General features: G+C 54.6%; 21 protein-coding genes. 7 read left to right on the top strand and 14 right to left on the bottom strand.

Annotated features, from left to right (window positions below):
* Window positions 1-113 precede the first annotated feature (113 nt).
* A complete protein-coding gene (ndk, locus tag AB8880_07075; GenBank protein ID XDZ64694.1) occupies window positions 114-536 on the top strand; it encodes a nucleoside-diphosphate kinase in 423 nt (140 codons plus the stop codon).
* A gap of 68 nt (window positions 537-604) precedes the next feature.
* On the opposite strand, the gene AB8880_07070 is transcribed toward ndk, so the two are convergent.
* Genes AB8880_07070 through purM form a run of 3 tightly spaced genes read right to left on the bottom strand, consistent with a single transcriptional unit; the run spans window position 605 to window position 2553 of the window.
* Window positions 605-736 carry an aa3-type cytochrome c oxidase subunit IV gene (locus AB8880_07070; protein ID XDZ64693.1) on the bottom strand — a complete coding sequence of 44 codons (132 nt, stop codon included), beginning with the start codon at window positions 734-736 and terminating at the stop codon, window positions 605-607.
* A 52-nt stretch (window positions 737-788) separates the two neighbouring features.
* Entirely contained in the window at window positions 789-1451 is a 663-nt protein-coding gene (gene purN / locus AB8880_07065; GenBank protein ID XDZ64692.1) for a phosphoribosylglycinamide formyltransferase, read from the bottom strand.
* A 1-nt stretch (window position 1452) separates the two neighbouring features.
* Window positions 1453-2553, bottom strand: coding sequence for a phosphoribosylformylglycinamidine cyclo-ligase (gene purM, locus AB8880_07060; GenBank protein XDZ64691.1), 1101 nt, complete (start codon window positions 2551-2553; stop codon window positions 1453-1455).
* 47 nt (window positions 2554-2600) lie between these two features.
* Here purM and AB8880_07055 point away from each other — a divergent pair, with 47 nt between their 5' ends.
* The 5 genes from AB8880_07055 to AB8880_07035 all read left to right on the top strand — a co-directional run bounded on the left by AB8880_07055 (window position 2601) and on the right by AB8880_07035 (window position 8993).
* Window positions 2601-3740, top strand: coding sequence for a hypothetical protein (locus AB8880_07055; GenBank protein ID XDZ64690.1), 1140 nt, complete (start codon window positions 2601-2603; stop codon window positions 3738-3740).
* Between the two features lie 9 nt (window positions 3741-3749).
* The gene (locus tag AB8880_07050; GenBank protein XDZ64689.1) at window positions 3750-4430 is read left to right on the top strand and encodes a DnaA/Hda family protein; all 681 of its coding nucleotides are present in this window, start codon (window positions 3750-3752) and stop codon (window positions 4428-4430) included.
* Between the two features lie 19 nt (window positions 4431-4449).
* The gene (locus AB8880_07045) at window positions 4450-5232 is read left to right on the top strand and encodes an SDR family oxidoreductase (protein ID XDZ64688.1); all 783 of its coding nucleotides are present in this window, start codon (window positions 4450-4452) and stop codon (window positions 5230-5232) included.
* Window positions 5233-5371: 139 nt separating this feature from the next.
* Window positions 5372-7501: an RNA degradosome polyphosphate kinase gene (locus AB8880_07040; GenBank protein XDZ64687.1), complete on the top strand. Its 2130-nt coding sequence runs from the start codon at window positions 5372-5374 to the stop codon at window positions 7499-7501.
* 13 nt (window positions 7502-7514) lie between these two features.
* The gene (locus AB8880_07035) at window positions 7515-8993 is read left to right on the top strand and encodes a hypothetical protein (protein XDZ64686.1); all 1479 of its coding nucleotides are present in this window, start codon (window positions 7515-7517) and stop codon (window positions 8991-8993) included.
* On the opposite strand, the gene rnd is transcribed toward AB8880_07035, so the two are convergent.
* Window positions 8990-10153: a ribonuclease D gene (rnd, locus tag AB8880_07030; protein ID XDZ64685.1), complete on the bottom strand. Its 1164-nt coding sequence runs from the start codon at window positions 10151-10153 to the stop codon at window positions 8990-8992. The genes AB8880_07035 and rnd overlap by 4 nt on opposite strands.
* Window positions 10154-10278: 125 nt before the next feature.
* Between rnd and AB8880_07025 the strand changes: the two genes are divergently transcribed.
* Window positions 10279-11085 (top strand): DUF1849 family protein, encoded by an 807-nt coding sequence (locus tag AB8880_07025; protein ID XDZ64684.1) that lies wholly within the window; start codon window positions 10279-10281, stop codon window positions 11083-11085.
* Here the strand turns inward: AB8880_07025 and AB8880_07020 are convergent.
* The 10 genes from AB8880_07020 to ruvX form a co-directional block, all read right to left on the bottom strand.
* Window positions 11082-12368: a DNA polymerase IV gene (locus AB8880_07020; GenBank protein ID XDZ64683.1), complete on the bottom strand. Its 1287-nt coding sequence runs from the start codon at window positions 12366-12368 to the stop codon at window positions 11082-11084. The two genes, AB8880_07025 and AB8880_07020, sit on opposite strands and share 4 nt — an antisense overlap.
* Window positions 12358-13257, bottom strand: coding sequence for an ROK family protein (locus AB8880_07015; GenBank protein XDZ64682.1), 900 nt, complete (start codon window positions 13255-13257; stop codon window positions 12358-12360). The genes AB8880_07020 and AB8880_07015 overlap by 11 nt, the downstream gene beginning before the upstream one ends.
* Before the next feature lie 29 nt (window positions 13258-13286).
* Window positions 13287-13454: a 50S ribosomal protein L33 gene (rpmG, locus tag AB8880_07010; protein XDZ64681.1), complete on the bottom strand. Its 168-nt coding sequence runs from the start codon at window positions 13452-13454 to the stop codon at window positions 13287-13289.
* A gap of 80 nt (window positions 13455-13534) precedes the next feature.
* Complete coding sequence (gene rnr / locus AB8880_07005; protein ID XDZ64680.1) at window positions 13535-15811, bottom strand: ribonuclease R; 2277 nt, start codon at window positions 15809-15811, stop codon at window positions 13535-13537.
* Entirely contained in the window at window positions 15811-18429 is a 2619-nt protein-coding gene (gene topA, locus AB8880_07000) for a type I DNA topoisomerase (GenBank protein ID XDZ64679.1), read from the bottom strand. Before topA ends, rnr begins: the two co-directional genes overlap by 1 nt.
* Window positions 18430-18491: 62 nt before the next feature.
* On the bottom strand, window positions 18492-19595 hold the full coding sequence (gene dprA / locus AB8880_06995) for a DNA-processing protein DprA (GenBank protein XDZ64678.1): 1104 nt from the start codon (window positions 19593-19595) through the stop codon (window positions 18492-18494).
* 55 nt (window positions 19596-19650) lie between these two features.
* On the bottom strand, window positions 19651-20268 hold the full coding sequence (plsY, locus tag AB8880_06990; protein XDZ67039.1) for a glycerol-3-phosphate 1-O-acyltransferase PlsY: 618 nt from the start codon (window positions 20266-20268) through the stop codon (window positions 19651-19653).
* Window positions 20249-21559 (bottom strand): dihydroorotase family protein, encoded by a 1311-nt coding sequence (locus tag AB8880_06985; GenBank protein ID XDZ64677.1) that lies wholly within the window; start codon window positions 21557-21559, stop codon window positions 20249-20251. Before AB8880_06985 ends, plsY begins: the two co-directional genes overlap by 20 nt.
* Window positions 21559-22452: an aspartate carbamoyltransferase catalytic subunit gene (locus AB8880_06980; protein ID XDZ67038.1), complete on the bottom strand. Its 894-nt coding sequence runs from the start codon at window positions 22450-22452 to the stop codon at window positions 21559-21561. The genes AB8880_06985 and AB8880_06980 overlap by 1 nt, the downstream gene beginning before the upstream one ends.
* 145 nt (window positions 22453-22597) lie before the next feature.
* The gene (gene ruvX, locus AB8880_06975; protein XDZ64676.1) at window positions 22598-23071 is read right to left on the bottom strand and encodes a Holliday junction resolvase RuvX; all 474 of its coding nucleotides are present in this window, start codon (window positions 23069-23071) and stop codon (window positions 22598-22600) included.
* Window positions 23072-23113 lie beyond the last annotated feature (42 nt).

Below are 23113 nucleotides of genomic sequence, written 5' to 3'. Positions count from 1 at the left end.
CTCGCGGTGACCTCTTTCTTTCATATGAGGCTTGCCAAGGGGCACCCGCCTCTCTATAAGGCGGGCAGGACAGCAGGGCAGACCTGCATCACCCCAATTTCAAAGGATATGACATGGCTCTCGAACGTACCTTTTCCATTATCAAGCCGGATGCGACTCGCCGCAATATCACTGGCCAGGTTGCCGCTCGCCTTGAAGAAGGTGGCCTCCGCATAGTTGCCCAAAAGCGCATCAACATGACCCGTGATCAGGCGGAAGGCTTTTACGCAGTTCACAAAGAACGGCCTTTTTTCAATGATCTTGTCGCATTCATGACATCGGGGCCAGTGGTTGTGCAGGTGCTGGAAGGTGAGAACGCCGTTGCCCGCAACCGTGAAATCATGGGCGCAACAAATCCGGCAGATGCTGCCGAAGGCACAATCCGTAAAGATTTTGCGGAAAGCATCGAGGCAAATTCCGTTCATGGGTCAGACAGTCTTGAAAATGCTGCGATTGAAATCAACTTTTTCTTCGATGAAGATGAAATCACCGGCTAGGCAATCTACCCTGAAAGAAAAGAAAAAGGGCCGTTGAACGGCCCTTTTTTCATAGCTGGTGTTGAAGCTTAAAGTAAAAAGATAGCCATCAATACCAGAACAGTGGCAATGGCAATGACAGAGATCTTGGAAAAGGTCATGAACCCTTTATAGGTGTTGAGGTGCTGACGAGCATGACTGTCAAAATTGGTTGTGTCCATCGGGGTCCCCCAAGTTGTTATCAGCGTGTATTTTGCGTAAAATATTTATGGACTAATCAGCAGGCCATTTCAAGGGAAAGGGAAGTCCTTCAATTCGCCCTTTTATAGCACCAGGATTGAGCTTGTATCTTCCTTCATGCTTGCTGAGCAGGCCAGCCGCAATCGCCCCGACAACCAGTGGGTAGAGGCGGTGTTCTTCGGCAAGAACACGATCTGCAAGTGTGCGGCTAGTATCATTCTCAAGCACTTCCACCCGACGTTGGCCCAGGACCGGACCTTCATCCATTCCCGGAGTAACAAGATGGACGCTGCACCCATGTTCGCGATCACCATCTGCAAGAGCTTTCTCATGGGTGTCAAGCCCTTTGTGTTTGGGTAATAAAGACGGGTGAATATTGATCAGCCTGCCGTCAAACCGGGCACAGAATTCGGCAGAGACGAGACGCATAAATCCAGCAAGACAAATCAGTTCTGCCCCATGGGATTCCAGCTTAGCAATTAGCCGAGACTCATGATTTTTTCGGTTTTCATCATTAAGCCTTGGGATATTGGCTGTTGCGATGCCGCGGGCAGCGGCAATATCAAGGCCGGGGGCGTCGCCATCGGCAAGAACTACCGCAACTTCAATGTCGGTTTCATCCTGCGCGGCATAATCGAGCAGAGCCAGCATATTACTCCCGCGCCCCGAAATCAGTATTCCCAGACGAAGCGGCATTTCAGCCCCAGGTATCCAGCCCGATCAGATGAACGCGGCCATTCCCTGCATCGTCAACCAGTTGACCGGCGATCCAGGCGTCATGCCCTGCCGAGCGAATGGCCTCGATAGCATCTTCCGCATCTGCCGCGTCAACATAAATCAACATGCCGATCCCGGAATTGAAGACACGCGCCATTTCCACACCCGGAACAGATCCTTCAGCCATGAGCCACTGGAAAAGGGAAGGTAACTCCCATGTGCCCAGATCAAGCTCAAGGGCAAGGTCTTTTCTGAAAGCTCGAGGCGGATTTTCAATCAACCCGCCACCAGTGATATGCGCAAGTCCATGGATCCGATCAACCCCACCAAGTCTTGTCATCACGTCCCTGATGGCTTTCACATAAATAGATGTAGGCTGAAGCATCGCCTCACCCAGCGTTTTGTCCAGGGCAAATGGTGCGACGTCAGCCCAGTCAAGGCCAGTGCGGTCTACAATCTTGCGGATCAGGGAAAAGCCATTGGCATGTGCGCCGCTTGAAGCAATAGCGATGGCCACATCACCCTTCTGGGTGCGGGCAGGGTCAATCATCTGCCCTCGTTCCATCGCGCCAACGCAGAAACCTGCGAGGTCATAACCGCCGTCCGGGTAGACTCCTGGCATTTCTGCTGTCTCTCCCCCGATCAGCGCGCAGTCTGCCATCACGCATCCATCGGCAATTCCTGCAACAACGTCAGCAGCAATGCGCCGATCCAGTTTGCCGGTGGCATAATAATCAAGGAAAAAAAGCGGCATCGCTCCTTGTGCCAGCACATCATTAACGCACATGGCCACAAGATCAATCCCGAGGCTTCGGTGATGTCCTGAGGCGCGGGCAACTTCGAGTTTCGTGCCCACACCATCGGTAGCCGCCACCAGTACCGGATCGCTGAAGCCCGCAGCTTTGAGATCAAACATGGCTCCAAAACCGCCGAGCGTTGCATCGGCGCCTGGTCTTGCCGTCCGACGTGTATCTGCACCTATATCGTCGATAAGAGCATCACCTTCATCAATATTTACCCCTGCAGAGCTATAGGTGAGGGGGATATCTTTGTTGTTTTCCTTGCTTATGGTAGCCTCCATCTGGACAGTCCTGATCTTATCTTTATAAAGGTATCCGGAGTTTCATCATGTCGTATTTCTACCGTTATACGCTGATTCTGGCACTTTGCGTCAGTGTTTTCCTTGGCCGTGCGGAGAATGCCATGGCTGAGACACGCTGCGCTGCGCCAGCCTTTCTTGTTAAGGGCGTTCAAGTCGAAGCTTTATCCGACTCCGGGAATGCCGCCCGCACAATAGCGATGAAGCAGGGGGTTGAAAAATCCTGGCGTCAGCTTACGTCAAGACTCCTGCTTGATTGGCAGTCTGGTCCGGATGAGATCAGCCCTGAAGACGTGAGCAACCTGATCGATTATACAAGACTTGTTCGTGAGACCGTGTTACCCAAGCGATATATCGCGGAATTTGATTACTGCTACGACCGTGATCTGGTTCGGGCTCATTTTGCTGAGAAATCACAGCTTCATGCCGAACTTGTATCAGGACGTATGCTTGTGCTTCCGGTCTGGAATATCCCAGGACAGCCGCGAATCTGGCGTCAGCCCAATCACTGGCTTGAAGCCTGGAGAGAAGAGCTCTCCGGTCATGATGGGCTTGTCACCTTGTCGCTGCCGGAAAATCTTGCGACCGAGCGTGCCGTAGAAGCCGGAGCTATCGCAAGAGGGGAGGCGAAGATGATTGCCGCGGCAGCTCGCCTTGAGAAGGCCGAGCGTGTCATCATTACCACGGTCACTCCAGGTATTGCACAAAGTGAGGATGGCCAATCGTTGAATATGAACGCGACCGCCCGCATATATAACCGCAATGGCAAGCTTGAGTCCGAATTTTACTCTCTTAATGATATGCTACTTCCCGCCAACAAGGCTGAAAAAACCTTGAGATGGCTTTCCAGCGAAATGATCCGAAATATCGAAGACGTGTGGCGCAAGACAAATGTTATTGCACATGAACCTGTTGCTTCAGTTGCTATTTTCGTTCCCGCAAGTGATGTTAAAATCTGGGCTGATGCACTCCAGACCATTGAGGGACTTGCCCCTGTGCATAGTATTGCCGTGATGCATGTTGCCGCGGATGGTGGGCTTTTGCGGGTTAATCTTAACAGTTCGATGCGATCACTTACCTATGCCCTTGAATCTGCCGGGCTAATGCTTGGGCCCGGCCCTGATCCTGCAGGCAATGAAAGGCTTAACCTTCTGCCATTGGACCAGTAGAATACCCCGATGAATAGAACGCAATTTACGATTGACTTCATGTCAACACCAAGCTTTGAGCGCGAAGATTTCGTGTTGGGGGGATGCAATGCTCTTGCTGCAGACTGGATCGACCGGTGGCCGGATTGGCCGGGACGCATATCAGGGGTGTTTCTGCTTGGTCCAGCGGATGCAGGAAAATCTCACCTTGCGGCCATCTGGATGAAAGAGAGTGGAGCAAAACTGCTCAACGCCCTTACTTCTGCTGATCTTGAAGAGCTTGGGCCCAGACCGCATCTGGTGCTGGATCATCCACTTCCGGGAAATGACTGGCCTGAAGATGTTCTTTTTCATCTCCTCAACAGGATTGCAGAAGGAGGCAGTCTCCTTGTTCTTTCACGGGTGCCGGTGGCTGAAATGGCTTGGGTCCTGGCTGATGTGTCTTCGCGCCTCGCTGGTCTGGTGGCGGCTGAAATCACGCCCCCGGATGATACTCTTCTGATGGCGCTTGTCCAGAAACATGCAGATGATCTTGGTCTTGCTCTTGACGGGGAGGTAGCCCGCTATATCGTTGAACGGATGGAACGCAGTTTCTCCGCGGCAAAGGCAATCATTGCAGCAATTAATGCTCTCGCTCTTGCCCGTAAGAAAAAAGCCACGATTTCAATGGCACGAGAAGTGCTGGATCAGCATCAACCTCGACTACTTTAGAAAATAGAAAGGATTAATTATGGATCTTGGAATTGGCGGACGCTTGGCTATTGTTTGTGCTTCCAGCAAGGGGCTTGGGCTTGGCTGTGCTGAAGAACTGGCGGCAAACGGCGTCAATCTGATCATGAATGCACGCAGTGCGGATGTATTGAATGCGTCAGCAGATAGGCTAAGGGATACCTATGGTGTAAATGTCAAGGCAATTGCTGCGGATATCACCACCGAAGAAGGCCGTGCTGCAGTACTTGGCGCGGCGGATAAGACCGTTGATATTCTGGTCAATAACGCAGGCGGACCGCCTCCTGGTGATTTTCGTGACTGGGAGCGTGAGGACTGGATCAGTGCGCTGAACGCCAACATGCTGACCCCAATTGAGCTTATCAAGGCAGTTATTGACCCGATGATTGATCAGCGGTTTGGCCGTATTGTCAACATCACGTCGGGATCCGTGAAAAATCCCATCCCCCAGCTTGGTATGTCCAATGGCGCTCGTGCTGGTTTAACGGGGTTCTGCGCCGGTATCGCGCGTCAGGTGGCGCGACATAACGTTACCATCAACAATCTTCTGCCAGGCCAGTTCAATACGGATCGGATCAGCAGCCTTTTTCAGGCTCGGGCTGAAAAGGAAGGTCGATCTGTCGAGGAGATTCGTGCTTCAGCAGAAGCCGCAAATCCCTGCGGCAGGATTGGGGAAATCAATGAATTTGGGCAGGCTTGCGCGTTTCTGTGTAGCGCCCATGCTGGGTATGTGGTGGGGCAGAATCTCCTCATTGACGGAGGGGCATTCAATTCCAGCCTCTGACGGAGTTGGGGCAGAGCCTTTCTTGTCGGGAATATCCATATCTGGTATAAAAATTTCATATTTCAGCGAGCATGCGATGAACACGATCAATCCAGCAGGTATGGACATATCTACCCTGACATCAGTGTCGGATGGAACGATGCCTATCCCCCCAATCGGGATGGAAGATCAGCATCATCTTATCAATCGGGAGATCTCGTGGCTGGCATTCAATGAGCGGGTGCTGGCAGAATCCGAAAGCCCGCGTCACCCACTTCTTGAAAGATTGCGTTTTCTTGCCATCTCCGCCAATAACCTTGATGAGTTCATGATGGTGCGTGTGGCCGGCCTGAAGCAACAGGTGGCGCGCGGCATGCTCGAAAATGATCAGAGTCTTTCTTCGCCGCAGGATGTGCTGGAGGCGATTTCCTCTCGTGTCTCCCTGCTTCTGGCACGCCAGCAGGCCATTCTTCCTGATCTTCTCTCGCTACTTGCGAGGGAAGGGGTGGCGGTTGTAGGGCGGGATGAGCTGAATGATGCCGATCGCCATTTCCTTGCAGAATATTTCAACGCCGAAATTCTTCCCGTAATCGCCCCGATGGCCATTGATCCAGCGCATCCATTCCCGTTTATTGCCAACCGCGGTTTTGGGGCGTTTCTAGGTCTTGAAAACAAGAAAGGGCGTTTTATGCAGGCGTTGATCCTGATATCGCCCAAGCTCAAAAGGTTTGTTCATCTGCCCGGGCAGGACGACAGGTTTATCGCGCTGGAAGATGTAATCATCCTGAATCTTGCGTCGATCTTCCCGGGTCATACCCTTACCAACCACGTGATGTTCCGGGTGTTGCGGGATAGCGAACTTGAGGTTGATGAAGAAGCCGAAGATCTGGTTGCGACGTTTGAAACAGCGTTAAAAGCCAGGCGGCGTGGCAATGTGATCGCACTTGAGCTTTCATCCACCACCGATCGTACACCTTTTGTCAGCAGCCTTCTTGAAGCCATGATGGTTGATGAAGCGGATGTCGCGCATGTTGGCGGCATGATTGGCTTGAATGATCTGGAACAGCTCTGTGGTTATGGCCCGGATCAGTTGAGGTTTCCTGCCTATACCCCGCGTTTTCCCGAACGTATCAGGGATTTTGGCGGAGACTGCTTTGCGGCCATCAGGTCCAAGGATATCTTGGTCCATCATCCCTATGAAAGCTTTGATGTCGTTCTGCAGTTTCTTCGTCAGGCCGCTGAAGACCCAAAGGTTGTTTCCATCCGTCAGACGCTCTATCGCACGCTACCGGATTCGCCAATTGTCCGGGCATTGATCTCGGCGGCCGAGCAAGGCAAATCCGTGACAGCGATGGTGGAGATCAAGGCTCGTTTTGATGAAGAAGTGAATATCAGGCTTGCCCGTGACCTTGAACGTGCCGGCGTCCAGGTTGTGTTCGGATTTGTAGATTTGAAGACCCACGCCAAACTCTCTCTTGTGGTGCGGCAGGAAGATGGAGTCTTGCGTTCATATGCCCATTGCGGCACCGGGAATTATCATCCGGTAACAGCGAAAATCTATACCGATCTGTCCTTTTTCACGTCAGAGCCTGAAATCTGCTCAGATATTGTACGGATTTTCAATTTCATGACCAGCTATGTCAAACCCGAGAATCTAAACAAAGTCGGGTACGCACCGGTCACGGCACGAAAGATATTTACCGAAGCGGTCGATCGTGAAATCGAAGCGGCCAGAGCGGGTGAGCCTTCCGGCATCTGGATCAAGGTGAATTCGCTGGTTGATACGGCCTGCATAGATAAGCTTTACGAAGCATCCCGAGCAGGCGTGCCGATTGATTGTGTTGTCCGCGGGATTTGCTGTCTGCGCCCGGGTGTGCCGGGTTTGTCGGAAAATATCCGGGTGACTTCGCTTATCGGGCGTTTCCTCGAGCATGCCCGAATCTACGTCTTTGCAAATGGCAAACCGCTGCCGTCCGGTCAGGCAAAGGTATATATTTCCTCGGCAGATCTGATGCCTCGAAACCTCAATCGGCGAGTGGAAATCATGATGCCGATTGAAAACCCGACCGTGCACCGCCAGATCATCGATCAGGTAATGACCGCCAACCTTAACGATACACTGAACAGTTGGCAACTTGCCGCGGATGGCAGCTATCACCGTGTTGCCGGCCATAGCGAGGAAGAATTTTCAGCCCATCACTTCTTCATGACCAATCCCAGTCTTTCGGGGCGTGGCTCAGCACTGAAGAAGTCCAAAAACACTTCCCGCAGGGTGCAAATAGACTCCTGAAATGGTTGCTGTCTTGGACAATCTCCGTAGTCTCTCCCCGGAAGAAATTATCAGCGATAAGCGAATTGCACTGATTGATATCGGGTCTAACTCGATCCGTCTCGTGATTTATCGTGCCGGTGGCCGGTTGCCGCATCCACAGTTCAATGAGCGTGAGGTTTGCCGTCTTGGTGAAGGCGTGAATGAACATGGTGTACTGGCGAAGGACCGGATAGATCATGCGATGGAAACCCTGTCCCGTTTTGCCATGATCTTCAGAAACAGCGAGGTTGAACGGCTGGAGGTTTTTGCAACAGAAGCGGTGCGACGCGCGTCCAACAAAATGGATTTCCTTGCACCGGCTGAATCCCTGCTGGGTGTTCCCATCCGTATTCTCAAAGGTTCGGAAGAGGCGATGCTGTCGGCCAAAGGCGTACTGAGCGGCTTCGTTGAGGTTAATGGTGTCGTCGGGGATATCGGTGGCGGTAGCCTTGAAATGCTGAACATTGTTCCGGGACAAGATCTCCGTGAAGCAAAGAACGGCAGCCTCCAGCTTGGCCACCTTCTTGATCTTCCTGAAAAAGTGATTCATGCCGAACTGGTGAAACTGGGTTGGCTGGCCGAAGAGAAGGGCGGGACGTTCTATGCGGTTGGAGGTGTCTGGAGAGCGCTCGCAACCGCCTATGCCTCTCTTCGCAAAAACCGCGTTGATATTGTCCATGGGCTTTGTCTGGAAGCGGATCAATTGCTCTCACTCATGGAAAAGGTTGATGCCGCGGAAGGTATCATAAAGGGGATTCCACCAGCCAGATATGGCAGCATGCGTCAGGGTAACCGCGTCATGAGATCCATCATCAAGGTGATGAAGCCGGAGAAGATCATCTTCTCCAGTTATGGATTGCGAGAGGGGATTCTCTTTGATCAACTGGACAGTGCCATCGCTGGGATCGACCCGTTGATTGCAGGTGTGGCGGAATATGGCAGCATGTCCTACCGGTTTGAAAATCTTGGGCCTGTTCTTGCATCATCGCTAGACCCGTTACTGGTTGATCTGCCGCCGACCCTGGGCCGTCTGGCGAGGGCCAGCTGCTATCTTGCTGATCTCTGCTGGCTTGAGCATCCCGACTACAGAGGCATCCTTGCCATTGATAAAATGCTCGGGCTTTCAGTGGTTGGCATCGAGCATTCCGAACGTGTCTGGATGGCCGCCGTTCTCTATATCCGCTATACAGGCAAATTCCCGAAAAGATCACTGTTCAAGGGCATGTTAAGCAGGAAAGAACGAAAATCCGCGCGGTTTATCGGCCTCACCTTGCGAATGATGATGACCATAAGTGGCGGTATACCGGCGATTATCAGAAAGATCGGGATAGTTTCGAGACAAAAGACGATAAGCATTGCTTTTCCTGTCGCAACAATGGGCAAACAATCCATGCTTTATGCAAGACGTGTTGAGGCAATGCAGGAATATTCAACAAGGAAAATCGAGATTATCCCACGGGAAGAAGATTAGCCCTTTTCAACGTCATGCATGTTGATGCGGCTTCCATTTGAAGACAATGCCAGGCGTCCGCTTCTGACGGCTTCGGCATGTTTGCCAAAAATCTCATATCGCCAACCCGTCATAGCCTTGATGCCATCACTCTTCCCAAGGGCGATCATTTCAAGGTCGCTCGCACTCGCGATAAGTCTTGGCGCGACTTCGGCGTCATCCGAAATATGCTTGAGCAAGACTCGCAGAAGATCTACCACCGCCTGGGGAGGCTTGGCTTTTGTCATGGGTTCAATAACCGGCCATGTCTCTTTGGGGGCAGATGCCGCCTTGCCCAGGGTGGTGAGCACAGGTTGGACCAGCTTGCCACCAGCCCCGCCAGGAAACCCCCGGATACGGTTAATAGCTGCCGCGGATGAAGGATTGGCAAGCGCCAGCGCCATTAAAGTGTCATCCTTGATCAGTCGGGTTTTGGGGATGTTGCGCTCCTGTGCCTCTGTTTCTCGCCAGGCTGCAAGATATTTGAGCCGGTTCAGTACGGCAGGTTTGATGCCTTTGTTTTTGATGCGCTTCCATGCTTTTTCGGGATCGGTGCGATAGAGCAAGGGGTCAGTGGTCGCATCCATTTCTTCGGTCAGCCAGAATTCTCTTTTTGCTTTTCGGATGTGGTTGACCATGAGGGGGAAGATTTCCTCAAGAAAGATAACGTCGTCGAGCGCATAGCGAATCTGCTTTTCCGAAAGCGGTCTCAAGGCCCAGTCTGTAAAACGAGAGGCCTTGTCTATGGTCTTGCCCAGCATGCCCTTAACCAGCCGGTCATACCCCACCTGGTCACCAAAGCCGCAAACCATGGCCGCAATCTGGGTGTCGTATATCGGGGTGGGGAGATCTCCCATCAGGTTGAGAAAGATTTCAAGATCCTGCCTGCCAGCGTGGAAAACCTTGATCACGGAAGGCATGCGCATCAACTCAAAGAGCGGGGAGAGATCAAGATCATCCGCCAACGGGTCAATCGCGGCGGCTTCTTCGGCCGAGGCGACCTGTATGAGGCAAAGCCGGGCAAAATAGGTTGTCTCGCGCATGAATTCCGTATCCACCGCAACATGATCGTGATGCTTCAGGCGGCGGCATAATGCCTCAAGTTCCTTGTTGCTGTGAATGAGTGTGGGAGACAAATCCATGGATATCCTGTTTTGTGCGGTGATGATAAGGGAAGACATAAATGCCGAAACCGCTTGCGCAACCATCTTTTTGAGACACATTATATGTATTGACCATTAAAACAACCGAAAACACGAGGTAAGGCATGTGCGGCTATCGTCAGATTATCTATGTCATGGGGCTTCTGACATCGTTTATCATCACTGGCGGAAACGCTATGGCTGGTGGGTTTTCGCCTCATTTTGCCGTCTATGATCTTGATCTGAAATCCTCCACGTCATCATCAAATGTAAAGACAATCGACGGCCGTACATCCTATCGGCTGGAACGGTCCTGTGACGGTTGGACTGCGGTGGAGGACTATGCCATCTCTTTTGGTATAGGTGACAGTGGCCGTATTTCCAATTTCATTTCACATTACGAGACCTGGGAAAGCTATTCAGGCACAGCCTTCTCCTTCAACGTGGTCGAGAATTCCACCATCACGGGAGAAAACTCTTACGAAGGCTTCGCCAATATCAGCGATGGCATGGCAGAGGCTTTTTTTCTTGATAGCGAAGAAGGCAGCCAGGAATTGCCGGAAAACACTGTCTTTCCAGTAAAACATATGCAGGATCTTCTGTCATTAGCTCGCAAGGGCAAGAAAGTACATCAGTCGACGCTCTTCCTTGGCGGAGATCAGGAAGACGCGATCTATTTTGTAAGCACGATTATCGGCAACAGGAAAGAGGTCACTCCGGATGAATTGCTCGGCAGTCTTGGCCAGGACAGTTACTGGCCGCTTCGCATTGCGTATTTCAACCCTGATGCAGCTGATGCTGAACCGGATTATGAAATTCAGTTCGACATGCAGGAAAACGGGATTATTCGTTCCTATTCGGTTGATTACGGGGATTTCGTGATGCGGGCTCGACTCAATTCCATTGAACCGGTTACGGAAAAGGGCTGCTAGGTTGGTTTATTCTCAATAGTCAGCCGGCGACCACGCATGATCTTGCCCTCACCATGACGGGTTCTGACCCTGTCCATCGCCTCTTCCAGCCGCAAGCGCCGGGAACGGTCTGGATCACCCAGATCCGTGGTTTCTGCTTTGGCGCTGTCGCTTAACATTTCAACTCCAACCCCAATGAGACGCCATTTCTTCTGCGGGCTGATTTCACGGTTGAGCAGAAACATCGCGGCATGGAAAAGCTGATCCGCCATCTGCGATGGCGTTACAAGGGTGGTTGAACGCGTGATGGTGCGGAAGTCATGGGATTTGAGTTTCAGCACCACCCGGCGTCCGGCCATGGATTTTTTCTTCAATCGCGCTGATACCTTCTCGGTCAGTTTTTCGAGCCAGGCGGCAAGGATCTCCGCATCACTGATGTCATCTTCAAAGGTTGTTTCGGATGAAATGCTTTTTGGCGGGCTGTCCGGGATTACCTTTCTCGGGTCGATACCGCGGGCACGCTGCTGCAGAGATGGCCCATGCTCGCCTGCCTCCTCCAGGATGACGCGCGGGTCTGCCGCCGCCAGTTCACCACAGGTTTCTATACCCCTTGCCTTGAGCCGCTGAACCAGCGCTCTCCCCGCACCATAGAGAATTGAAACAGGTCTCGGGGCCAGCCATTCGGCGGCATCATTCGCGCCAATCACATGAAATCCACGCGGCTTGTCCTGATCAGAGGCAATCTTGGCCATGGATTTATTGGCGGCAAGACCGATTGAAACAGAAACCCCGACATAGGTTTCGATGCGTTTTGCAAGTTTGATCAGGCTAAGGGCCGGAGGTTGGCCATGCAACTGCTCGGTGCCGGATAGATCGAGGAAGGCCTCATCAATCGAAAGAGGTTCGACCAACGGGGTCAACTCCAGCATCAGGTCGCGGATTTTCAGCCCTGCGTCACGGTATGCATCCATCCGCGGTGGTATCACAACCGCATCAGGGCATAAGGATAGAGCCTTGAACATCGGCATGGCTGAACGAACTCCGTTTATCCGTGCCACGTAGCAGGCCGCGGCGACAACGCCCCGCTTGCCTCCACCGACTATCACGGGTTTGTGATACAGGTCAGGGTTATCGCGCTTTTCAATGCTGGCGTAAAAGGCATCGCAATCCACATGGGCAATATTCAGCCGCATAAGCTCAGGATGCTGGACGATGCGTGAGGACTGGCAGGATGGGCAGGTTGAAATCGGCGGAGATGTTCCCGCCGAACAGCAGTCCCGGCAGATGAAATCCTCATGCGTCATCAGACCAGAGCCATGCTGCACCGCGGACGCCACTGGAATCACCGTGGAGAGGTTTCAACAGAGGTGTGTTGACATCACGGCCGAAAACAAAAGCCGGCCATTTCAGCGGCACATTGGTGTAGAGTCGGTCAAGATTGGAAAGTCCCCCGCCAAGCACGATGGCATCCGGATCAAGGATCGTGATGATCTGGGCCAGTGCCCGTCCCAGCCTGTCTTCAAGAACCTGGAGGACGCTTTCAGCCACAAGATCGATGCCGGTACGAGAAGCCATCTCATCGACAGGCATCGCCACACCGCTCCGTTTGGCGTAATCTTCACCCACCGCTGTTCCGGAAATGAAGGTTTCAACACATCCTTGCTGGCCACACCAGCAATCATGGCCTTCATATTCCCCGGCAAGAGGCCAGGGAAGGGGGGTATGGCCCCATTCGCCGGCTATGGCGTTTGCGCCGGTCAGCAGCCGTCCACCGGTCACGATACCGCCGCCGCAACCCGTCCCCAGAATGACGCCGAACACCGTTTCATATCCTGCTGCCGCCCCATCGATTGCCTCCGAGAGCGCGAAACAGTTGGCATCATTTTCAAGACGGAAAGAGCGCCCTGTCCGGGCTTCGCAGTCGGCGCGGAGATTCTGGCCGTTCAACAAGACGGTATTGGCACCGCGCACCAGCCCGGTTTCGGGCGATATGCTGCCGGGAATACCCATCCCGACCGGGCCGTCATGCCCGGTTTCCTTGCGAGCAAGGGAGGTGACAAATTCGATGGTATTAAGGACGGCGCTGTAGCTGGTCTTGTCGGTGGCAATGCGGTAGCGCCAGATCATGTCGCCGTCATTGTTCATGACGGCGGCTTCGGTTTTGGTTCCCCCGAGATCTATGCCAAGCCGCATGTCTTATCCTTTACGAATAAGACCAAAACTTACTTGATTTTTGCCTCACGAAAAAGCACATGCTTGCGGGCTTTGGGATCATATTTCTTCAGCTCAAGCTTTTCGGGCTTGGTGCGAGGGTTCTTTTTGGTCACGTAAAAATAGCCGGTGTCGGCGGTGCTCAGCAGTTTAATCTGAAGGGTTGCTGGCTTGGCCATAGCAATGCTCCTCGTTTGCGCGGATATGCGAGTTAACTCAGGCGCGGAAAATCGCCCATCGGGAGCGGAAAGTCAAGTCTTTATCGCCGATGCTTCCGGCGGTTTTTCATGGTGCTGGATTTCCTGCCGCGCGATGTCTTTTTTCGCCGTATCAGGCCTTTGCCTCCAGCCAAGGCTTGGCCATCTTCTGCCCAGGCGAGGGTAACGCTGGCCTTGAGCGGGGCGACGTCCTCAATCAGGACGTCGATTTTCTGCCCCGTACGGATGGTAAGCCCTGAGCGCTGTCCCTTGATCGTTCCCTCAAATGGGTTCGTTTCGTAAAAATCACTTGGCAGACGCGAAAACGGCAGAAGTCCCTCACTTCCATAAGGCTCAAGCGCGACAAATGCGCCGAAACCGGTGACGCTGGTAACGTGGCCACGGGTGATGGTCCCGCGCTGTTCGATCATGAGCTGGGCGGCAAAACGGTCGGTTGTCCGTCGTTCCGCTGCCGCCGCCCGGCGTTCGGTTTCCGAAATATCGGCGGCGATGATCCCGGCTTCATCCGGGTCTGGTGATGCGATGGGTTTACCCTGCTCGACCAGATGGATAAGGCTGCGATGCACCATCAGGTCAGCGTAACGCCGGATGGGGGAGGTGAAATGCGCGTACCGCCGCAAGGCAAGCCCGAAATGCCCGGGATTGGTGATACGGTATTCCGCCTGCGACTGGCACCGAAGCACCGTTTCATTGAGCAGGACAAGACCGGCTTCATCGCCGCGTGCCCGCGCCTTTTCAAGAAGGGTGTTGAAAATCTCCGGCCGAATGACCTGCCCTTTGGCAAAGCTCAGCCCCATTGCTTTTGCGGTTTCACGCAAGCCCTCCACTTTGGCGGGGTCAGGAGGTTCATGGGCCCTGTAAACGCAGAGGGCTTTTGCCCGTTCAAGGGTTTCGGCCGCCGCAACATTGGCGAGGATCATGAACTCTTCGATCAGTTTCTGGCTCGGAGACTGATGCCGACGTGATACGCCCACCGCCTTGCCGTCCGTATCGAAGATGATTCTCTTTTCCGGCAGGTCAATCTCAAGCGCGCCGCGCTCCTTCCGCTTTAGGGCAAGCGCTTCATAGGCCCCGAAGAGATTGTCGAGGCAGGTGGTCGAAAGACCGGCGGGAGTTTCGGTATCCTTGCCGGTTCTGTATTCTTCCATCCAGTCATAGGTTAGGCGGGCATGGGACCGCATGAGACCGCGAAAGAAGCGATGCTCGCTCATCTGTCCCCTGTCATCGATCACCATTTCCACCGCAAGGCAGGCCCTGTCTTCCCCAGGGACAAGGGAGCAAAGACCGTTGGAGAGAGCTTCGGGAAGCATCGGCAGCACCATGTCCGGCAGGTAGACGGAATTTCCCCGTGCCCGGGCTTCGAGGTCAAGCGCGCTTCCTGCGGCGACGTAATGGGCCACATCGGCTATGGCCACGGTCAATTTCCAGCCACCATCATCGGTTGGCAGGGCATGCACGGCGTCGTCAAAGTCTTTTGCATCAGTGCCATCGATGGTGACAAGCGGCAGGTCGCGCAAATCCTCCCGGTTGCCAAGTTCAGGTTTTCGTGCAGCCTCCGCTTCGGCGATGGCGGCGTCGGGAAAGATGTGCCGCAACTCAAATTCGGCAATAGCAAGGGCTGAGAAGGCACCGGACTGATCGGCCGGACCAAGATTGCGGATCACCCGGGCGGTCTTTGGCCCATATCCTGAAGAGCGCAGGATTTCCGCCTCGACCAGATCCCCTGCAGCGTAGCTGATCTGTGTATCCGGCGCTATCAGCTGGAGCGGTGATTTTCCACCGCGTTCCACCGGCTCAAGCCCGTAACCTTTGCCATCCTTGAAAACATGGCCAAATAGCTTGGATTGATGGCGATCAAGACGGCGGATGATCTGCGCTTGATAGGAACCTTGATCAAGGCGTGTCATCCGTGCCAGCACACGATCCCCGACAGCGATGCTGCGGCCTTTCCTGCGATCCGCGACAATCAGGATTTGTGGCGCGGGTATTGGAGCATGTTCAAGAGGTTCGGCAAGAGCATCGCCATCATCGGTGATGCGGGTAATGGTCAGCACCATGACCGGCGGCAGATTTTCAGGGCTGCCCAGACGGCGGCCTTCAAGACGGTCTATCTGGCCGTTTTCAGCCAGTTGCCGTAACCGCCGCCGCAATGCGGCACGGCCATCAGCGCGAATGCCGAACTCCCTTGCCACGTCTTTTACCTTGGGCGGGGAAGGCTGGCTTTTTATATAGTCAATGAGGTCCTGATCATCGGGAAGGTCCTGATCATCCGGCCGGAAAGAACGGGGCTTGCCGAGGTCATCTTTGCCGGAACTCATCAGGAGGGCTGCGCCGATGACTTCCGGGAAGAGCCTGAGGCGGTGCGTTTGGCTCTGGTACCGGCAGTTTTACGGGAGGCGGATTTCCGGGCGGGTGCCTTTTTGCTCCTGGGTCTGGCCGGGCCCTTGGCCTTTTTGATCTCAATCAACCTGAGCGCTTCATCCGGGGTGATTGTCTCTGGATCCATGGTCTTCGGGATGGTGGCCCGGATTCCATCTTGCTCAACATAGGGGCCAAATCGCCCGGATTTGACCATGATCTCTCCGCCCTCGCCATGCACGCCAAGCTTACGCCCGGCGGACTTGCCTGAGGTTTCAATCAGCTCAACGGCGTGATTGAGGCCGATATTCAGCACGGTATCATCGGCTGGCAGGCTGACATAGGCGCCGCCGAACCTGAGATAGGGGCCATAGCGCCCGATCCCGGCGGTGATCATCTCGCCGCTGGACGGGTGAAGGCCGATATCACGTGGCAGGGCAAGCAAGGCCAGTGCCTGATCAAGCACCATTGTCATGGCGTCGATATCCTTAGGCACGCTGGAGCGTTTCGGTTTCTTCACCTCCGGTCCGCCAAGCTGGACATAGATGCCGTAAGGTCCCTTTTTAAGCATGACATCAAGGCCGGAAGCAGGGTCAATGCCGAGATGTTTTTCCCCGTCGGCAAGATCGGTGCCGGCATCATTGGTGCTGTCTTCGCCGATCTGGCGCGTGTATTTGCAATCCGGATAGTTGGAGCAGCCGATAAACGCCCCGAACCGGCCGAGTTGAAGCCCGAGTTTGCCGTCGCCGCAATGCTGGCACTGCCGCATCGGTGCGCCGTCCTCGCCCAAGGGAAAGAAATGCTGTTCGAGCAGCATATCAACCTTTTCAAGAACATCGCCGCGACTGAGGTCCGTCATACCGTCAAGCTGGGCCTTGAAATCCTTCCAGAAATTTGCAAGCAGGGCTTTCCAGTCCAGCTTGCCATCGGAGACACGATCAAGGTCTTCCTCAAGCCTTGCGGTGAAGCCGTATTCGACGTAGCGGGCAAAGAAACTGTCAAGAAAGGCAGAGACAATCCTTCCCCGGTCTTCGGGCACAAACCGGCCCCGGTCCTTGATGACGTAATTCCGGTCCTGAAGTACCGAAAGTATGCTGGCATATGTTGATGGACGGCCGATTCCCAACTCTTCCATCCGCTTGACCAGGCTTGCATCAGTAAAGCGAGGCGGCGGCTGGGTGAAATGCTGTTCCGGCTTGATATCGATCGTGTTCAGCATCTCGCCGCTGGCAAGAGGCGGAAGCAGGGCGTTATCCGCCTTTTCATCCTGGCCCTGGACGGTATCATCCCGGTCTTCCCTGTATACGGAAAGAAAGCCATCAAAGACGATGACGGAGCCTGAAGCGCGTAACACCACCTTGCCATCGCCATCGATGATATCCGCTCCGGTCTGGTCAAGTTCAGCCGATTCCATCTGGCTTGCGATGGTGCGCTTCCAGATCAGCTCATAAAGCCGCCGTTGATCCCCATCGAGATACTGGCTGATGTCTTCGGGGCGGCGGGTGATCGCGGTTGGCCTGATCGCTTCATGTGCTTCCTGGGCATTGGCGGCCTTGGATTTGTATACCCGCGGCGTTGATGGAAGGTAGCGGCCCCCCTTATACGCGCCAATCGCGTTGCGGATATCGCTGATCGCTTCCTGGCCAAGTTGTACGCCATCGGTTCGCATATAGGTGATCAGCCCGGTTGTCTCGCTGCCGATATTGATGCCTTCATAAAGTTTTTGGGCAACACGCATCGTGCGGCTGGCGGAAAAGCCGAGTTTGCGGCTGGCTTCCTGTTGCAGGGTCGAGGTGGTGAAGGGCGGCTGGGGATGACGTTTGATACGCTTGGTTTCAATCTTGCCCACTTCAAGGCTTGATGCCCGGATGACATCGGCCGCATGGGTGGCGGCGGCTTCGTTCCCGAGGCTGAGTTTGCCAAGTTTTTCTCCCTCAAGATGAGTCAATCTCGCGGTGAATTTCTGGCCATTCTCCTTTTCAAGATGGACCTCGACGGTCCAGTATTCATCTGCCTTGAAGATTTCGATTTCAGCTTCGCGCTCGCAAATCAGTTTCAGGGCAACAGATTGCACGCGTCCGGCTGATCTTGCGCCCGGCAGTTTGCGCCAGAGGATCGGGGAGATACCGAACCCCACCAGATAGTCAAGAGCACGGCGGGCAAGATAGGCCTCCACCAGTTCGGCATTGACCTGGCGGGGTTTTGCCATGGCATCGAGAATGGCGGATTTGGTGATTTCATTGAAAACGACACGCTCCACCGGTGCCCCGTTAAGAGCTTTCTTCTGGGTCAGGACCTCCTGAACATGCCATGAGATCGCCTCCCCCTCGCGATCGGGGTCGGTCGCAAGGATGAGTTTTGTCGCTCCTTTGAGCGCGGCGCTGATCTCGCTGACCGGGACGTTGCTGCGGCTCGACAATTCCCATTTCATGGCAAAATCATTTTCAGGATCAACCGATCCATCCTTGGCGGGCAAATCGCGGATATGACCCACCGAGGCGATGACTTTATAGTCGCTGCCGAGATATTTATTGATTGTCTTGGCCTTGGCTGGCGATTCAACAACTACAACCTTCATGGTACCTTGGTCCTGCTATGTGCGACTGCGCAATGGCTGCAGATACTAGTGATTACAGTAACTTAGTTCTTTTCGTAGGTGAGCGTAACGCGGTTTCCATAGAGCCGGGTGACGACCCCGGCAAGCTCCATTTCCAGCAACGCCACGTTTACCACCGAAGCTGACAAATGACATCGCCGGATCAATTCGTCAACCTCGATGGGGTCAAAACTTAAAAACTTTCGCAATTCTGCATGGGCATGGGTTAGATCTTCGGGAGAGATGGAACGGCTGGGTTCAGCCGCCTCGATAACAGATTTCGGATCAGGTGCGTGCATATCATAGTCTTGCACGACCTCCAGGATATCATCGATATTACGAATGAGAACGGCGCCATCACGAATCAAATCATTGCACCCGTAAGAGCGGGGATCAAGCGGTATTCCGGGCACGGCCAGCACCTCACGGCCGCGATCGCTCGCTTCCTGGGCGGTAATAAGCGAGCCTGATTTGAGCCCGGCTTCAACCACCAGGGTGGCCAGACTCAATGACGCAATGATCCGGTTGCGGATCGGAAAATGACGGGCCAGCGGTTGCATGCCAAAGGGCATTTCCGATATCACCACGCCTTCGGCGCAGACACGCTGATAGAGTTTTTCGTTTTCCCTCGGGTAGATCTGATCCACCCCGCCACCAAGAACCGCGATCGTACCGCCAGCAAGCCCGCCCAGATGCGCGGCGGCATCAATGCCGCGGGCAAGCCCGGATGCAACGACAAATCCATGCTCTCCGAGTTCTGTTGCAATCTGCTCACAAAAGGTCATGGCATTGGCAGAGGAGTTGCGCGACCCGACAATAGATACAGCCGGACGATGCAGAAGCGGCGTGTGGCCAATCACCGAAAGACATCCCGGCGCATCATCGAACGCATCCAGGCTGGCGGGGTAGCTGTCTTCACCACGGACAATCATCCAGCCGCCAATCTTCTCAAGGCTGGCCATCTCATCTTCGATCATGGTCTTGGTGGTCAGCCTGACCCGGACATTGCTACGGCGTGTCAACTCCGGCAGTCTGTCAATTGCTTCAAGGGCGCTACCATAGCGCTTGATCAATGTCAGGAAAGTTATGGGCCCGATGGTGTTGCTGCGAATTAGACGCAGACGAGCAATCTTTTCCGCAATCTTCATACCGGACAGTATAAAGATAATGTCTTAAAATATCGTTAACGGATTAAGAGTGAAATCAACGGCCGATTTTTGGCTCTGTTCCAGCCAGCAGACGGCTGATATTCGCCCGATGCCGAATGATGGAAAGGATGGCAATTATGAGGGCAGCAATGGCCAGCGGAAGTCGCGCGGTATCATCGGCAAGAAGAAATAGAAAAACAGGGGCGGCAAGATAGGATACAATCGCCGCCGCTGAAGAAATCCGTGTGATGGCGGCGGTGGCAATCCAGCAGGCTATCATTGCCAGGCCGGACAGCGGATGCATAGCAACAACCACGCCGATGCCGGTGGCAACGCCTTTGCCCCCCTTGAATCTGAGCCAGACGGGAAAACAGTGGCCGACAACGCTGAGCACCGCAGCTATGGCAACCAGCGTTGAGGATCCGGTGGTCTGGCCGGTGATGAGAACGGCGACGGCACCTTTGCCGATATCGAGGATCAGGGTAGCAGCAGTGGCGGATTTGCTGCCGGTGCGAAGAACATTGGTTGCACCGATATTGCCGCTACCGATCTGGCGGAGGTCACCGAGCCCCATCAGGCGGGCGATGATGAGGCCGAAGGGCAGGGAGCAGAGAAGATAGGCCCCGAGCGCAACAAGACCAATAGACAAGAGATCAGGTTCCATGGGGGGGATCTGCCTTGAATGCCATCTTGCCGTCTATCCATGTGCTGATCACTTTGCCCTGAACAGGGTGGCCTTCAAACGGGGTGGATTTGGAGAGCGAACGGAAGGCGCCCCCCCTGATCTGCCAGCCTCTTTCAGGTGCAAACAGCACCATATCGGCGGTGGCGCCAGGGGCAAGACTGCCACCGGGCAGGTCAAGCAGGACAGCCGGTGCAGTCGAAATCAGCTCCATCGCCCTCAAGAGTGGCAGATGTCCATCTGTATAAAGGCCAAGCACAAGAGCAAGCAGGGTTTCAAGACCGGAACTGCCCCGGGCGGCAATACCGAAGGGCAGAAGCTTGGAATCCCTGTCCTGGGGCGCGTGATCGCTGGCGATACAGTCAATCGTGCCATCGATGATGCCGGCGAGCACGGCCTGCCTGTCGGTATCGCCTCTTAATGGCGGGGAGAGTTGAAAGCGGGTGTCGTATTGAAGGGCGGCAACATCGTTCAACAGGTAATAAGGCGGGGCGGTATCGCAGGTGACACTGATCCCCTCCGCCTTGGCCCGGCGCACCAGATCAACCCCGCGGGCGGTGGAAACATGCGCGATGTGGTAGCGGGCACCTGTCAGCCTGGCAAGAGTGATATCCCGCGCGATCATGACCTCTTCGGCTTCGGCCGGAATTCCACGCAGCCCGAGACGTGTCGAGTTTTCCCCTTCATTCATCTCCCCGCCCGCGGCCAGAGACATGTCTTCAGCATGCTGGATGACGGGTTTGTCCAGCATTGCGGCGTAATCCATGATCCGGCGCATGACCAGGCTGTCGGCAATAGGGATGATGCCATTGGTAAAGCCTACGGCGCCGGCTTCGGCCAGCAATCCCAGTTCCGCCATATGTTCGTTGTCCAGATTGCGTGTTGCCGCCCCATAGGCGAAGATCCGCGGGGTGGCCCTCTTTTCGTTGCGATCGTGGCGAACAAGCGCGGCGAGACTGTCTGGGTCATCCAGCACCGGTGCTGTGTTTGGCAGGCAGACCATGGTGGTGATCCCGCCTGCGATGGCCGCTTCGGTCAGGCTCTGCCGACTTTCCTGATAGGCATGACCGGGATTGCGTGATTGCACGCGCATATCCACCAGTCCTGGTGCAAGAACGGCATTTTCTGCAGTGATGATGGTGGCATCGGATGGGGGCGGGCCTATCTTCGCAGGGTCATCGACGGCGGCAATTCTGCCATCCTCGATTAGAACCGAAGCGGTTTTATCCCAGCCCGTAGATGGATCAACAAGGTGGATATGGTCAAAAAAGGTCCGGCTCATCAACCTGTTCCTTCCTGACGTCTGGCGGCGACAGCTTCGAGGCAGGCCATGCGGACGGCAACACCCATATCCACCTGCATCGTGATCAGGCTGCGCTCAACATCATCGGCGAGAGCGCTGTCAATCTCAACGCCCCTGTTCATGGGGCCGGGATGCATGATCAGGGCATTTGGCGCCGCTTCACTTAGTTTAGCTGCATCAAGCCCGAAAAGATGGAAGAATTCACGTTGCGACGGGGTCTCGGTTCCCTGCATGCGTTCTGTCTGCAAGCGCAGCAGCATGACGATATCAACCCCTTCGATCCCCTCCATCAGGTCATGGTGGCATTCAACGCCCATATTGCTGATACCGGCCGGCAGTAGCGTCGACGGACTGACAAGACGAATTTCCGCCCCAAGGGTGGAAAGAAGATGGATATTGGACCGGGCCACCCGACTGTTGGCGATATCACCGCAGATGGCGATTTTAAGCCCGGTGATCTGCCCGAGTCTGCGCTTGATGGTCAGGGCATCAAGCAGGGCCTGGGTGGGATGTTCGTGACGGCCGTCGCCTGCGTTCACCACCGCGGCATCGACATGGCGGGAAAGCATCAGGCTGGCGCCGGAATTATGATGCCGCATGACCAGTATATCAGGATGCATGGCATTGAGGGTCACCGCCGTATCGAGGAGGCTTTCACCTTTCTTGATGGATGACGTGGAAACCGGCACATTGACCACCGAAGCGCCGATCTTGCGCGCCGCCAGATCAAAACTGACACGGGTACGCGTGGAATTTTCAAAAAACAGGTTGAAGACGGTAATCCCCTTCAAATGCGTGAGGATTTCACGGCTGGGCAATTCCGCAAACTGGTTCGCCCGGTCAATCAAGCCTTCGATCACCGGTCGGGACATGCCTTCGATGCCCAGCAGATGCTGCTGGTCGAGTCTGGCAAATGCTTCAGGGTTACGGGCGGCGCTCGCCAGCCCTTCATTTCCGGCTTTATCGTGGGTATCGGCCTTGCTGTCTGCCGATGTGCGCTGACCTGACATGGCTTGCTTATATATCGGGTGAGGCTATCGCGTCCAGTGCTGATTGCAGGATCCAGCCTGCCGCCAGTGCATCGCGCTTAAGATGGCGCTTCTGGCGGGTCATGTCAGCGCTGAGCATGGCAGATTCGACGGCGGCGGTGGAAAGGCGTTCATCCTGAAACGCAACAGGCATGTCGCGCAGGCGAAGCATGGCATGGGTGAAGTCACGGATGGAATCACATCGGGGACCTTCGCTTCCATCCATGTTTTTCGGCCAGCCGATGACCATGCCGCCGATGGTTTCTTCCCGGTCAATAAGGGCGAAGAGTTTTTCCATATCCGGGGTGAATTTCTGCCGCCACAGGATCGAATGCGGGGTCGCGATCGTCCAACTGGCATCACAGGTGGCAAGGCCGATGGTTTTCTTGCCAACGTCAAGGCCGATGAGCCGCTTGCCGGATGGTACAAGTGCCCTGATCTCGTCTATCTTGCATACAGGCATAACCGATGCTATTACCCCTCTGGTTACATACTCCCCATTCAT

It is taken from the genome of Alphaproteobacteria bacterium LSUCC0684, assembly GCA_041228335.1.
Classification (GTDB): domain Bacteria; phylum Pseudomonadota; class Alphaproteobacteria; order Puniceispirillales; family UBA1172.
The sequence above is the reverse complement of the archived record's forward strand: the minus strand, read 5'-3'. Positions and strand labels throughout refer to the sequence as shown.

What these genes read in the sequence shown, in the direction of transcription:
- ndk (XDZ64694.1), top strand. Translation starts at nt 114, where the DNA reads ATGGCTCTCGAACGTACCTTTTCCATTATCAAGCCGGATGCGACTCGC.
- AB8880_07070 (XDZ64693.1), bottom strand. Translation starts at nt 736, where the DNA reads ATGGACACAACCAATTTTGACAGTCATGCTCGTCAGCACCTCAACACC.
- purN (XDZ64692.1), bottom strand. Translation starts at nt 1,451, where the DNA reads ATGCCGCTTCGTCTGGGAATACTGATTTCGGGGCGCGGGAGTAATATG.
- purM (XDZ64691.1), bottom strand. Translation starts at nt 2,553, where the DNA reads ATGGAGGCTACCATAAGCAAGGAAAACAACAAAGATATCCCCCTCACC.
- AB8880_07055 (XDZ64690.1), top strand. Translation starts at nt 2,601, where the DNA reads ATGTCGTATTTCTACCGTTATACGCTGATTCTGGCACTTTGCGTCAGT.
- AB8880_07050 (XDZ64689.1), top strand. Translation starts at nt 3,750, where the DNA reads ATGAATAGAACGCAATTTACGATTGACTTCATGTCAACACCAAGCTTT.
- AB8880_07045 (XDZ64688.1), top strand. Translation starts at nt 4,450, where the DNA reads ATGGATCTTGGAATTGGCGGACGCTTGGCTATTGTTTGTGCTTCCAGC.
- AB8880_07040 (XDZ64687.1), top strand. Translation starts at nt 5,372, where the DNA reads ATGCCTATCCCCCCAATCGGGATGGAAGATCAGCATCATCTTATCAAT.
- rnd (XDZ64685.1), bottom strand. Translation starts at nt 10,153, where the DNA reads ATGGATTTGTCTCCCACACTCATTCACAGCAACAAGGAACTTGAGGCA.
- AB8880_07025 (XDZ64684.1), top strand. Translation starts at nt 10,279, where the DNA reads ATGTGCGGCTATCGTCAGATTATCTATGTCATGGGGCTTCTGACATCG.
- AB8880_07020 (XDZ64683.1), bottom strand. Translation starts at nt 12,368, where the DNA reads ATGACGCATGAGGATTTCATCTGCCGGGACTGCTGTTCGGCGGGAACA.
- AB8880_07015 (XDZ64682.1), bottom strand. Translation starts at nt 13,257, where the DNA reads ATGCGGCTTGGCATAGATCTCGGGGGAACCAAAACCGAAGCCGCCGTC.
- rpmG (XDZ64681.1), bottom strand. Translation starts at nt 13,454, where the DNA reads ATGGCCAAGCCAGCAACCCTTCAGATTAAACTGCTGAGCACCGCCGAC.
- rnr (XDZ64680.1), bottom strand. Translation starts at nt 15,811, where the DNA reads ATGAGTTCCGGCAAAGATGACCTCGGCAAGCCCCGTTCTTTCCGGCCG.
- topA (XDZ64679.1), bottom strand. Translation starts at nt 18,429, where the DNA reads ATGAAGGTTGTAGTTGTTGAATCGCCAGCCAAGGCCAAGACAATCAAT.
- dprA (XDZ64678.1), bottom strand. Translation starts at nt 19,595, where the DNA reads ATGAAGATTGCGGAAAAGATTGCTCGTCTGCGTCTAATTCGCAGCAAC.
- AB8880_06985 (XDZ64677.1), bottom strand. Translation starts at nt 21,559, where the DNA reads ATGAGCCGGACCTTTTTTGACCATATCCACCTTGTTGATCCATCTACG.
- AB8880_06980 (XDZ67038.1), bottom strand. Translation starts at nt 22,452, where the DNA reads ATGTCCCGACCGGTGATCGAAGGCTTGATTGACCGGGCGAACCAGTTT.
- ruvX (XDZ64676.1), bottom strand. Translation starts at nt 23,071, where the DNA reads ATGCCTGTATGCAAGATAGACGAGATCAGGGCACTTGTACCATCCGGC.